A 12,466-nucleotide genomic window follows, 5' to 3' on the forward strand; every position below is an offset into this window, starting at 1 on the left:
ACGACCACAGGCGGACACCAGAGTGCCGATGTGGCGCAACTGGGGTCGGACCCAGTCCGCCACCCCCGACGAGGTGGTCCCCGCCCACGGCCTCGACGACGTCGTCGCAGCCGTCCGGCGCGCCCGTCGGGACCGGACCACCCTCAAGGCGGCAGGGTCCGGCCACAGCTTCAGCGGCATCGCGGTGCCGGAGGCGCTCGCGCTCGACCTCGGAGCCATGACGGGCCTCGTGTCCGCCGACCCCGCGCGTCGTCGCGTCACCGTCCGGGCCGGGACACCGCTGCACCAGATGCCGGCGATCCTCGAACCCCTCGGCCTCGCGATGCCCAACCTGGGTGACGTCGACGCGCAGACCATCGCGGGTGCGACGTCGACGGGAACCCATGGCACCGGGCTCGCGTTCGGCGGCCTGGCGACCCAGATCGTCGGCGTCACACTGGTGACCGGCACCGGTGAGGTCCTCACCGTCGGCGACGACGACCCCGCGACACTGCAGGCCGTCGCACTCGGACTCGGTGCTCTCGGGGTGGCCACCGAGATCACCCTGCAGTGCGTTCCCGCGTTCGCGCTCGAGGCGGTCGAGCGCGCGATCCGGGTCGACGACGCCGTCACGGACTTCCTCGACGCGGTGCGCCGCGACGATCACCACGAGTTCTACTGGTTCCCCCACACCGACGCCGCACTGACGAAGACGAACACGAGACTTCCCGCCGGGGCACCGACGGAGGGCCCCGGCCACGTTGCACGGTTCGTCTCCGACGAACTGCTCAGCAACGGCGTGTTCGGGGTGATGTGCGAGGCAGGGGCCCGCTTCCCTGTCCTCACACCCGCATTGGCGAGAGTCGCCGGCGGCGCGCAGTCCGGTCGCCGGTTCGTCGACGCGTCCACATCGGTGTTCGTCTCGCAGCGTCGCGTCCGGTTCCGCGAGATGGAGTACGCGATCCCGCTCGCCCAGGTCCCGGACGCCGTCGACGAGATCCGCACACTCATCGACCGTCGTGGGTGGCGGATCTCGTTCCCGATCGAGGTGCGAGCGGCCGCTGCGGACGACCTGATGCTCTCCACCGCGTCCGGACGGCAGAGCGGCTACATCGCCGTGCACCGCTATCACCGCGACGCCCCCGACGACTACTTCACCTCCGTCGAGGAGATCCTCGCCCGCCGTGACGGCCGTCCCCACTGGGGCAAGATACACACGCGCACCGCCCACGATCTGCGGGCCGTGTATCCACGATTCGACGAGTTCCTCGCTGTACGTGACCGTCTCGACCCCGACCGGGTGTTCGCGAACGCGTATCTGACCCAGGTGCTCGGCCGGTGACGCCGCGCGAGGGGATCTCCCGCCGCGCCGTACTCGCCGGTGCCGCGGCGACCGCCGCATGGGCGACGGCGGCCGGTGCACGGGCGGACGCGGCCCCCACCGGACTGCTCGTCGGGGCGGGCCGCGCGGACGCGACCGGCGCGGTCGCCGGTGAGGGGATGATGGGGTACTCCGAGCAGGATCAGGTGTCCACGGGGCTGCTGTCCCGGTGCTGGGCGCGTGCCTACATCGTCGTCGACCGCGCCACCGGCAGCCGCGTCGCATTCGTCACCGTCGACATCGCGTGCCTCTTCCAGTCGGTGCACCTGGGCGTGATGTCCGCCCTCCGAACGCGGTTCGGAGATCTGTACACCGAGCGGAACGTCAACCTCAACGCCACGCACAATCACAACTCGTGCGGCGGGACCGCCTGGGATTACGCGTACACCCTCGCCGCCTACGGTTTCAAGAAACGCTCGTACGAGGCGGAGGTGCACGGGATCGTCACCGCCATAGCCCGCGCGCATGACGACCTTGCACCGGGGACGATCAGCCTGGGACGCAGCGAACTGCACGACGCCAGCGCGAATCGGTCGCGGATCGCGTTCGACCGCAACCCTGCCGCCGATCGACGCGAGTTCCCGAACGCCGTCGACCCCGCGGTCACGACCGTGCGCCTGCGCAGGACGTCGACCGGTGCCGACATCGGACAGATCAGTTGGTTCGCCACCCACGGCACGTCACTCACCGATCGCAACACCTTGATCTCGGGGGACAACAAGGGCTACGCCAGTCACCTGGCCGAGTCGCGGGATCCGCGGTGCGTCACCGCGTTCCCGCAGACGAACGCGGGCGACATGACCCCGAACCTGTGGGTGCGGCCGTTGCATCCCGGCGGTCCGACCGCCGACAACCGGGCCAACTGCCTGATCATCGGTGACCGGCAGTACCGCGCGGGCGCGCGGGCGGCCGACGACGCACGTCCGATGCGCCGCAACGGCGTCGACGCGATGGTCCACTACGTCGACTTCTCGGCCGTCGCGATCGCCGGCCGGTGGACACCGGAGGGTCGACCCGCCCGGACAGGTCCCGCCTGCATGGGTGCGGCCGCGTTCGGCACCAGCCGCGAGGACAACTGGAACCTGCCCATCCCACTGTTCGACGAGGGCCAGCGCACACCGATCCCACCGGGCCTGAGCGACATCCAGGCACCGAAGCTGATCATCGCGCCGCTCGGACTGCTGCCCCCGTGGCCATGGATCCCGCAGGTGCTCCCCATCCAACTGATGCGGATCGGTGACCTGGTGCTCGCCGCGGCGCCGGCGGAGTTCACCGTCGTGGCGGGTCTCCGCGTTCGACGCACCGTCGCCGATGCGTTGCGGATGAGCGTCGACGACGTACTCCTGCAGGGCTACGCGAACGGCTACAGCCAGTACGTCACCACACCGGAGGAGTACGACGCCCAGCAGTACGAAGGCGGGGAGACACAGTTCGGGCGGTGGACACTCTCGGCGTACCTGCAGGAGTTCGACCGACTCGCACGGGCATTCGCCACCGGTGTGCCGATCGGGCGTGGCCCGGCGCCGCTCGACAAATCGTCGCGACAGCCCGATCTGTTGCCGCCGGTCCCCGCGGACACCCCGGTCGTCGGTCACCGTTTCGGAGACGTCCTGGTGCCCCCGCGCCCGCGTCACCGGGCCGGGTCGACGGTCCGGGTGGACTTCGTCGGCGCACATCCCACCGTCGACTTCCGTACCGACGACACCTACTTCCGCGTCGAGCGGCGCGGGGCGGCGGGATGGCAGACGGTCTTCGACGACGACGACTGGTGCACCGAGATGCACTGGAGTCGCCCGGCGGGATCGTCGACGGCTTCGGTGATCTCGATCCGGTGGACCGTCCCGACCGGCACCGCGGGGACCTTCCGTGTCCGCTACACGGGCGATCGTCGACGCCCCGACGGACACGTCGAGCCGATCGTGGGCACGTCTCCCGAGTTCGTCGTGGGGTGAGTGTTCACCGATCGGTGACATACCGTTCGTCTGGCGGGCCTACGGTCGCTGGATGCTCATGCGAGGTCTGCGCATCCTGGTGGTCGCGGTGGTGGCGATGAGTGCCGCGGCATCCGCGGCGGGCGCCGCACCCCGGTTCGGCGCTCCCGGTCTCGGGTCGTCCGACGGCCCGTCTGTGGTGCGGGTGGCCACCTACAACGCCAGCCTCAACCGGCCGGCGCAGGGGCAGCTGCTCACCGACCTGTGGTCGGGGACGAACGCGCAGGCGAAGGCCATCGCCGAGATCGTCCAGCGCAACCGCCCGGACATCCTGCTGCTCAACGAGTTCGACCACGTCGCCGGAGGCGCGGCCGTCCGCGCGTTCGCCGAGAAGTACCTCAAAGTGGGTCAGCGCGGGCAGCCGTCCATCGACTACCCGTACTCGTTCACCGCACCCGTGAACACCGGTGTCCCGACCGGACGCGACCTGAACGGCGACGGATCGACGACCGGCCCGGACGACGCGTACGGGTTCGGCGCGTTCCCCGGCCAGTACGGGATGGTCGTCTACTCGCGCTTCCCGATCGACACCGCACGGGTGCGCACCTTCCAGAAGCTGCTGTGGAAAGACCAGCCCGGCAGCCTCATCCCCCGCGACTACTACGGTGCGAACGCCGACGTCCTGCGGTTGTCGAGCAAGTCGCACTGGGACGTCCCGATCATCGTGCGTGGCCGTACCGTCCACCTGCTCGCCTCACATCCGACGCCGCCGAGCTTCGACGGCCCCGAAGACCGCAACGGACGTCGCAACCACGACGAGATACGTCTGTCCGCCGACTACATCGCGGGCGGCGTCAGGGCGTCGTACATCGTCGACGACGCCGGCAGGCGAGGCGGTCTGGACCGCGGTGCGTCGTTCGTGATGGTCGGCGACCAGAACAGCGACCCGAACGACGGCGGCCCGCCCGGTCCGGGTGTGGGCGCGATCAACCAGGTGCTGGGACTCCCCCGGGTGAACGCCACGCGTCCGACGTCGCATGGGGCGGCAGTCGACAGCGCCGGCGACGGTCACCGGACGCCGCCGGAGTCGCGAACCGCCGACTTCGCCGAGCCGGACCCGGGCAACCTCCGCGTCGACTACGTCCTTCCCTCCCGTGACCTGCCCGTCGCCGGAGCCGGGGTGTTCTGGCCCGCACCCGGTGAATCCGGCCGCGACCTCATGCCGCCCACGGTCAGCAGCGATCACCGACTCGTCTGGGTGGATCTGCGGCTCTGACCGTGTCGGGGGTGTCCGGCAGGATCCAGCCCATGCCCACCGCCGACCCGACCATGGACCGGATCATCGCCGCGGTCGCCGCCCGCGACCGCGACGATCTGGTGGACCTGTGGCTGACGATCACGCCGACCGGGGACGCGTTGCACCGGTGCGTCCTCGCCCACCACCTGGCCGATCTGTTCGACGACCCCGCGGTGTCGTTGATGTGGGACGTGCGTGCGCTCGACGCCGCAGACGTCCTCGACCACGGCCACGCGGGCGTGCAGGCGACTGGCATCGAGGTCGCGGCGTTCTATCCGTCCCTGCACCTGAACATCGCCGACGACCTGCGTCGCCTCGGGTCGTTCGATGCCGCCGACGACCACCTCGGGCGGGCACGAGCGGCGCTGTCCTCGTTCGCGACACTCGGCGACGAACACGCGCCGTACACCGAGATGCTCCGACGCCTCGTCGACGACATCGCGGCGATGGTGCGATCGCGATCCACCCAGCGCCGCGCCTCCGCACCGAGCTGAGCATCCTCGCGTACCTCGTGGCGGGATTCGCGATCTTCGTGGTGATGCGTGCCCTCGGGGGGCTGCTGATCTACCGGCCTGTCGCGGGGTCCATCTCGGAGCACGCCCACGAATTCCTCGGCCGCTTCCTGGGTTTCGCGAGCGGCTGGACCTACTGGGCCGTCAGTGACCAACCTGTGGAACGACGCCGGCTTCTTCGCGACCGGCTTCGACTCGGCGCTGCTGAGCCTGCAGATCGTCCTGTTCGCCTATGTGGGTGGCGAACTCGTCGGCGCTGACCGCGGGCGAGGCGGCGAATCCGTGGGTGGCGGAACTTCTCCGACGGCAACAGCCCGTTCGTGGAGGTGTTCTCCTACATCGACATCCCCGCCGCCGCGGGCATCGTGAACTTCATCCTGCTGACTGCGGCACTGTCGTCGTGCAACTCGGGCATCTACTCGACCGGACGCATGGTGCGCAGCCTCGCCCAGCGGGGAGAGGCGCCCCGGCGACTGACCGCGCTCTCCGGCTGACATGTGCCGTTGGCAGGAATCGCGCTGTCCGCGGGCGTGATGGTCATCGGGGTGGTGGTCAACACCATCAGCCCCGACAACGGCTCCCCTGGGCACCGTTCTCGACGGCGCCGGCGCTCGCGTTCTTCACCCTCGTCGTGGTGTTGCTCTTCTTCAGCGACTCCGGCCGCACCGCGATCGTCGTGGGCATCGTCTGGTTCGCCGGTGTGACAGCGGCCTACTTCCTCCGGGGACGCACGGCGGTTGTGCACAGTTCCCGCTGACTCCACAGACCACCGGTTCGCAGGCGGACGACGACGGCGCGTGTCGGTGAGCGCCGATACACTCGCACACATGTTCGATACCGTGGTGGAGGCGGCTGACCGTCTCGCTGATGCCGTTCGCGACTGCACCATGCCCGCGGACGATGACGCGCTGCTGGCGGGGCTGCGGGCGGCGGTCGCGGCACGCAACGCCGCGGACGGTGTGCTGGCCGCGCTGACCGGGGAGATCGAAAGCCGGGGCACGGCGAAGCGACTCGGGATGTCGGTGCGCGATCTGCTGCGCCGCCACGGGTGCGTTCCGGTGGTGGCGGCCCGGGCGATCCGCCTCGGACGGGCGATCGCGCACATGCCGTCCCTGGCCCGGCATGTGCGGGACGGGTCGATCTCGGCGGAGTACGCCGACGCCATCGCCCGCGGGGTACGCCACGTCGCGGTCCGGACCCGTTCACCACTCGGGTCGGACCTGGCGGTCGAGACCGAGACGCTCCTGATCGGTCACGCCCTCGCAGGACGGTCACCGGCCGAGATCGACGACCGGGCACGAGCGATCGCACTCGAGCACCAGCCGGTGGTGGAGGAGGCCGGCGAGCCGGTGACCCCGGTCGCCGAGGACAGCACGCTCAACGAGGTGTCCTGGACCCAACGCGACGACGGACGACTGGCCGGGTCGTTCGATCTCGATGTCGTGACCGGGGAACGCTTGATCTCGTGTGTCGACAGCGCGTCGCGCCCGAAGCCACTCCCGGACGGGACGTCGGATCCACGATCGGCGGCGCAGCGGCGAGCCGATGCCTTCGCACAGGTGGTGGAGGCCGCATCCCGGGCCCTCGGTGATGGCGGCCTGGTAGCGCCTGCGAAGACCGAGATCCTGCTGACCATCCCCGCCACGGACACCGAGTGTTGTGGGATCACCCCGGCCGGGCCGGCGCACCTGCAGTGGATGGGCTCGGTGACCGATCAGGCGGTGTCGCTGCTGTCGTGCGACGCCTCGGTCACCCGCATCGCGGTCGATGTCGACGCCGCACCGGTCGACATCTCACCCTCGGCGCGACTGTTCACCGGCCGCACCCGCAAAGCCATCGTGGCGCGTGATCAGTGCTGCATCAAGTGCGGTGATCCCGCGTCGTGGACCGACGTCCACCACATCGTCTACCACTCCCAAGGCGGGCCGACCACCTGCGACAACGGGTGTCTGCTGTGCCGGACCTGCCACGTCGCGGTGCACCAACACGGCTGGGAGATCGTCATGGGTTCCGACCGACACCCCTGGATCCGACCACCCGCCACCATCGACCCCGCACGACAACTGCACCCCGCCTACAACCGCCGCACCCTACGACTCGACGCCACAGCCGCCTGACCAACAGCCGCCCGACCGACAACACCTCCCAGCACCCGCCCACCCGCGGGACCGCATCAGCACCTTGACAACTCCACAGTGTGAGCCCGGCGGTGCCGGATCACGACGGCCGGACACCGACGTACACGCCCTCAGGGCGGAATCGCAGCGGCGGCTCCGCGTACTCCTCCAGCGCGTGGGCAACCCAGCCGACGATGCGCGCCACAGCGAACATCGTCATCGCCGCGTCGGGAACCATCCGGTACCGCAGCGCGATGGCGGCGAGCGCGAGATCGGAGGTCACCGGGATCGATCGCGATGCCGCCTCCTCGCGCACATCGGCCAACGCCCCCCGCAGGCCGGCGGGCATTCCATCCGACTCGAGCGCGGCGAACAGCGTCTCGGCGCGCGGATCGTGGTCGCGGTAGACCACATGTCCACACCCGGGCAGCCTCTCGCGATCGGCGAGCAACGCGGACGGGTCGTCGCGGGACAAGACGAGATGGCTCAGGAAGTCGTGCGCCGCAACGGTCGCGCCGCCGTGCAACGGGCCGTCGAAGGCGCCGAGTCCCGCGGAGACCACCGCATAGATGCTGCCGCGGGCGCTCGCAGCGACTCGCGCGGCGACGGCACCCGCCGACAGATCGTGGTCCGCGAGCAGGACGAGAACCGCGTTCACCAACCGCACCCGACGTGGGGTCGCGGCCATCGGCGACAGCCGCGGCCAGAGACGCTGCGCCAGAGGGGAATCGGGACTCACCGGTTCCCCGACCAGAGGCATCGACTCGATCGCGCTCTCGACGATCCGGGCGGCAGCTGCGACACGGGCCTCGACCGACGTGGCACGACGACATGGGTCACGCGCACCGAGGTCGTCGACCACGGCGCGGATGCCGTCGACGCCCCGCCACCCGGCGGGGAGCACGACGCGCGACGGGGCCACCGACGGCCATGGCGCACCCCACAGGAGCGCCGCCACCTCGGTGACGTCGCACTCCCACGCGAGCTCGGTGGCACGACGGCCGCGGAAGTACAGCTCGTCGCCCTCGAGCAGTGTCAGCTCGGTCCGGATGCGCTCGACCACACCGGCGGGTGGACGACGTTCCGTCCGGCGTGCGAACGCCTCGATCTCCGCGACGGCGAACAGGCTCCCCCGCAAGCCGTCGATCCGCACACTGGTCAGTCGGCCGCGGCTGACGTAGGCGTACAGCGTCGCCGGTTGCACACCGAGCACACGCGCCGCCTGGGCCGTCGTCAGATACTCGCGACCGTCGTGGTGGATCACCGACGGCCGCCGCCGGGTGTGGCGTCGCATGGTCACCTCCGATGTTGATCCGATCAACATTGACGACAACGCCGTCAGAGCCGAACGTAGTCGCTGTGAACACGATTCGTATCGGATGCCCGGCATGACCCTCATCGACGCAGCCCCGGGCCTCGCCGACGTGTCCGTCGCCGAGACCACCATCGGCGACGTCCGCGGGGACGAGGGCTTCTATCACTACAACCGGTACCCGGCGCCGGACCTCGCGCGCTCGTCGACGTTCGAGAGGGTGTGGTTCCTGTTCGTGCACGGCCGCCTGCCCGAACCCGCGGAGCTCGACGCATTCACCGCCCGGGTGCGTGCGGAACGCGTTGTGCCGCAGGACCTGCTCGCGCTGGCCCGGACGATCGGCTCGACCCCCGGTGCCCATCGCCCCCTCGTCGACCTCCGCACCGTGCTGTCGGCGACCGCCCAGTACCTGGGGATGCGGCCGCTGTGGGACTGCGACGAGGACACCCGCCGCGACGACGGGATCCGGCTGTGCGCGATGGTCCCGACGCTGCTCGGGGCGGTACACCGCGCCGCGCACGGACTCGACCCGATCAGCCCCCGAGATGAGCTCGACACCGCCGGCCACTGGCTGTACGCGGCCACCGGTGAGGTTGCCGGACCCGACGAGACCCGAGCGATCGAGCAGTACCTCATCGCCACCGTCGAGCACGGTTTCAACGCGTCGACGTTCACCGCCCGCGTCATCGCCTCCACCGGCGCGGACATGCCGTCGGCGATCTGCGGTGCCATCGGCGCCTTCTCCGGCCCGCTGCACGGCGGCGCCCCGGACCGGGCACTCGATGCGCTCGACGCGATCGTGGCCCGCGGCGGTCAGGCCATGACGGCCGCGGATGCCGGTGACGTCGCCCGCGCCTGGGCTCGGGACGAACTCTCCGCCGGCCGACGTCTCATGGGCTTCGGACATGCCGTCTACCGCACGCGCGATCCCCGGTCCGAACTGCTGCGCGAGGTCGCCACACGTCTCGGCGGCCGGACGGCGGACGTGGCCGTCGAGGTCGAACGCGCCGTCGTCGACGTCCTCTCCGCGGCCCGGCCGGACCGCCCCCGCTACGCCAACGTCGAGTTCTATGCGGGCGTCGTGATGGACCGCTGCGGCCTTCCCCGCGAGATGTTCACACCCACCTTCGCCGTCAGCCGCGTCGTCGGGTGGACGGCCAACGTGCTCGAGCAGGCGCGCGACCGCCACATCATCCGACCCCGCGCGACCTACGTCGGACCGCCCGTGGAGACCTCGGCCTGACGGGAATGTCGCGACCGCGAACATCGCGGCGCGACACTCGCGACCTTCCCCGTGTGCGGGCCGCGGGCGATCTGTCATCGTCGACGACATGCAGGAAGCCCCACCGCCAGACGACCAGGCCGCGACTGCGGCGCCCCACGCCCCGGGTGACGCGACCGGCGCGCCTCCCGCGCCACCCCGCCCTCCGCGCGCACACCGGCTGCGCCGCGCCTGGCGACGCTCGCTCGACCCGGGTCAACAGGCCGCGCTGCTGTCGTGGACCTCGTTCACCACGACCTTCGTCGCGGTGCGCGCCCTCACCCACTGGATCCGGGCGGGCCACGGCCCGGCGGGCGGCGGGATGAGTCTGCACGGCAGGCACTTCCACCACTACAACATCGGCATCCTCATGCTCGGCGGCGTCGGTGCGGTCGCCGTCCGCGGCGCCGAGCACCACCGGCGTCACCCGCTGACCGCCATCAGCTACGGCGTGGCGACCGCGCTCATCGTCGACGAGCTGGCGCTCCTGCTCGATCTCGAGGACGTCTACTGGTCCCAGCAGGGCCGCGAGAGCGTCGATGCAGCGGTGACCATCATCGGGGCCGGCGGCGTCGCGATCGCGGGTGCGGCATTCTGGCCGGAAGCACGCAAAGCGATCCGCTGACGACGAGAGGGGTGATCGGACTGTCACGCGACCGCGACGCCGACGGGCGCGCCCACAACGCCCGCCCGCGCGACCGTCTGGGCCGACCGCTGCCCCGCGACGCGACCGGCGTGACGCCGCCCGGTCCCGGCGACGAGGTCCCGCTCACCCCGGCGGAGTCGCTGACCGTCGCCCAGGACCTGCTCGACACCGGATGGCCGTTCCGCGCACACGAGATCCTCGAGGCGACGTGGAAGCAGGCGCCGGATGCCGACCGAGCCCTGTGGAAGGGGCTCGCCCAGCTCGCGGTCGGCGCCACCCACGCCGCCCGCGGCAACACCGACGGCGCCCGACGGTTGCTGGAGCGTGGCCGCGACGCCATCGCGCCGGTCCGCGACGCCCCGGAGGGGGTCGACGTCGCTGGTCTGTGTGCCTGGGTCGACGAGTCGCTGATCACGCTGCGCGAGGCCGACCATGCCGTCGACCTCCCGGCGCCGCGACTGCGCGGGACTGCGCCGCCGTGACCCTGCCCAGCGCCGCCGCGGAGGCGCCCGACCTCGCCGCGCTCGACGCCGCACTCGTCGACTGCCGTGCCTGCCCGCGGCTCGTCGAGTGGCGGGAGCGTGTCGCCCGCGAGAAGCGACGCGCCTTCGCCGACCAGACCTACTGGGGCCGACCGGTCCCCGGGTTCGGCCCGTCGGACGCCCGGCTGATCATCGTGGGCCTCGCCCCGGCCGCCCACGGCGCCAACCGGACCGGCCGGATGTTCACCGGCGACCGCAGCGGCGACGTCCTGTTCGCCGCACTGCACGCCGTCGGAGTCGCCAGCCAACCGACCGCGGTGGCCGCCGACGACGGCCTCACCCTGCGCGGGGTCCGCATCACCGCCCCGGTGCACTGCGCCCCACCCGACAACAAGCCCACCGTCGCCGAACGGGACACCTGTGGGCACTGGCTCGACCGCGAACTGACCCTGCTCGCACCGACGGCCAAGGCCGTCCTCGCCCTCGGCGGCTTCGGCTGGCAGGCCGCCCTCACCGCACTACGCGGCCACGGCCACGACATCCCGGTGCCGCGGCCGAAGTTCGGCCACGGGGCCTCCGTCGACCTCCCCGCGGCACCCGGCCACGACGTCCCGCCGCTGCGCCTGTTCGGCAGCTATCACGTCAGTCAGCAGAACACCTTCACCGGACGCCTCACCCCGGCGATGCTCGAGGACGTCCTCTCGACAGCCGTTGAGTTCGCGGGGTTGTGACAGGTCACCGGCCCCCATCGGCGAGAATGGCGCAATGGTCTCAGGATGCGCCGATGGCCACTGACGGTCCTGGTTTCGACCCGATCGCCCGGGCGCGGGACAACTGGGTGGCCGCGGGCTGGGGCGACGTCGTGCCCGGAATGGTCGCGGTCACCTCTGTCATGCGTGCGCACCAGATCCTGCTCGCCCGCGTCGAATCCGCACTGCGACCCTTCGACCTCAGCTTCTCCCGGTTCGAACTGCTCCGGCTGCTCGCCTTCAGCCGCACCGGCGCCCTGCCCATCACGAAGGCCAGCGTGCGCCTGCAGGTCCACGTCACCAGCGTCACCCACGCGATCCGCCGTCTCGAGTCGGCCGGCCTGGTCCGCCGTATCCCCCACCCCACCGACGGTCGGACGACGCTCGTCGAGATCACCGAGATCGGCCGGTCGACAGTGGAGGAGGCGACCGAGGTGCTCAACCGCGAGGTCTTCGCCGACATCGGCGTCGACGAGACCGCGGCGACCACGCTCGCCGACGTCATCGAATCGCTGCGCCGCAGCGCGGGCGACTTCTGACGCGGCGTATGGTCGGCCCCGCAGCTGGTCTGTGACGACGACGGCTCCCGGTTCCCGGGTCGCCGACGACGCCACATCGAGTGGGATCGACAACCGGGCGACCGGATGTCGGCCCCACGAGAGGGAACCCGGTGGGAATCCGGGACTGTCCCGCAGCGGTGAGTGGGAACGACCGTCGACATCAGCACTGGGCCACGGCCCGGGAAGCGTCGATCAGTAGGTGCGCGCGAGCGCTCGCCCACGAGTCCGAAGACCTGCCA

Annotated in this window: 12 protein-coding genes, 1 pseudogene and 1 riboswitch; of the genes and pseudogenes, 12 read left to right on the top strand and 1 reads right to left on the bottom strand. The window is 71.0% G+C overall.

All coding sequences use genetic code 11. From position 1 onward, the window contains the following. The first annotated feature begins 28 nt into the window (after positions 1-28). The 7 genes and pseudogenes from ACXVUM_RS02960 (at position 29) to ACXVUM_RS02990 (ending at position 7,217) form a co-directional block, all read left to right on the top strand. Positions 29-1,321 carry a D-arabinono-1,4-lactone oxidase gene (locus tag ACXVUM_RS02960; RefSeq protein ID WP_458522764.1) on the top strand — a complete coding sequence of 431 codons (1,293 nt, stop codon included), beginning with the start codon at positions 29-31 and terminating at the stop codon, positions 1,319-1,321. Continuing rightward, positions 1,318-3,312, top strand: a complete 1,995-nt coding sequence (locus ACXVUM_RS02965) for a neutral/alkaline ceramidase (RefSeq protein ID WP_458520383.1) — start codon at positions 1,318-1,320, stop codon at positions 3,310-3,312. The genes ACXVUM_RS02960 and ACXVUM_RS02965 overlap by 4 nt, the downstream gene beginning before the upstream one ends. Positions 3,313-3,364: 52 nt before the next feature. Beyond that, the gene (locus ACXVUM_RS02970) at positions 3,365-4,567 is read left to right on the top strand and encodes an endonuclease/exonuclease/phosphatase family protein (protein WP_458520384.1); all 1,203 of its coding nucleotides are present in this window, start codon (positions 3,365-3,367) and stop codon (positions 4,565-4,567) included. A 32-nt stretch (positions 4,568-4,599) separates the two neighbouring features. Then, complete coding sequence (locus tag ACXVUM_RS02975) at positions 4,600-5,082, top strand: hypothetical protein (protein ID WP_458520385.1); 483 nt, start codon at positions 4,600-4,602, stop codon at positions 5,080-5,082. 2 nt (positions 5,083-5,084) lie between these two features. After that, positions 5,085-5,672 (top strand): annotated as a pseudogene (locus ACXVUM_RS02980) (amino acid permease); the annotation flags it as partial. A gap of 62 nt (positions 5,673-5,734) precedes the next feature. Beyond that, positions 5,735-5,857 carry a hypothetical protein gene (locus tag ACXVUM_RS02985; protein WP_458522902.1) on the top strand — a complete coding sequence of 41 codons (123 nt, stop codon included), beginning with the start codon at positions 5,735-5,737 and terminating at the stop codon, positions 5,855-5,857. A gap of 70 nt (positions 5,858-5,927) precedes the next feature. After that, the gene (locus tag ACXVUM_RS02990; RefSeq protein WP_458520386.1) at positions 5,928-7,217 is read left to right on the top strand and encodes a DUF222 domain-containing protein; all 1,290 of its coding nucleotides are present in this window, start codon (positions 5,928-5,930) and stop codon (positions 7,215-7,217) included. Between the two features lie 100 nt (positions 7,218-7,317). Here the strand turns inward: ACXVUM_RS02990 and ACXVUM_RS02995 are convergent, their stop codons facing one another. Further along, complete coding sequence (locus ACXVUM_RS02995) at positions 7,318-8,511, bottom strand: citrate synthase (protein ID WP_458520387.1); 1,194 nt, start codon at positions 8,509-8,511, stop codon at positions 7,318-7,320. Positions 8,512-8,605: 94 nt separating this feature from the next. Between ACXVUM_RS02995 and ACXVUM_RS03000 the strand changes: the two genes are divergently transcribed. From ACXVUM_RS03000 to ACXVUM_RS03020, 5 genes are all read left to right on the top strand, one after another. Beyond that, a complete protein-coding gene (locus ACXVUM_RS03000) occupies positions 8,606-9,772 on the top strand; it encodes a citrate/2-methylcitrate synthase (protein ID WP_458520388.1) in 1,167 nt (388 codons plus the stop codon). An 88-nt stretch (positions 9,773-9,860) separates the two neighbouring features. Beyond that, a complete protein-coding gene (locus ACXVUM_RS03005) occupies positions 9,861-10,415 on the top strand; it encodes a hypothetical protein (protein WP_458520389.1) in 555 nt (184 codons plus the stop codon). Positions 10,416-10,426: 11 nt separating this feature from the next. Next, positions 10,427-10,918, top strand: a complete 492-nt coding sequence (locus ACXVUM_RS03010) for a DUF309 domain-containing protein (RefSeq protein ID WP_458520390.1) — start codon at positions 10,427-10,429, stop codon at positions 10,916-10,918. Continuing rightward, positions 10,915-11,649, top strand: coding sequence for a uracil-DNA glycosylase (locus tag ACXVUM_RS03015; protein WP_458520391.1), 735 nt, complete (start codon positions 10,915-10,917; stop codon positions 11,647-11,649). The genes ACXVUM_RS03010 and ACXVUM_RS03015 overlap by 4 nt, the downstream gene beginning before the upstream one ends. 53 nt (positions 11,650-11,702) lie before the next feature. Next, entirely contained in the window at positions 11,703-12,206 is a 504-nt protein-coding gene (locus tag ACXVUM_RS03020) for a MarR family transcriptional regulator (protein ID WP_458520392.1), read from the top strand. Between the two features lie 121 nt (positions 12,207-12,327). Next, a riboswitch (cobalamin riboswitch) is annotated at positions 12,328-12,462 on the top strand. Positions 12,463-12,466: the final 4 nt, after the last annotated feature.

It is taken from the genome of Williamsia sp. SKLECPSW1 (assembly GCF_054332755.1).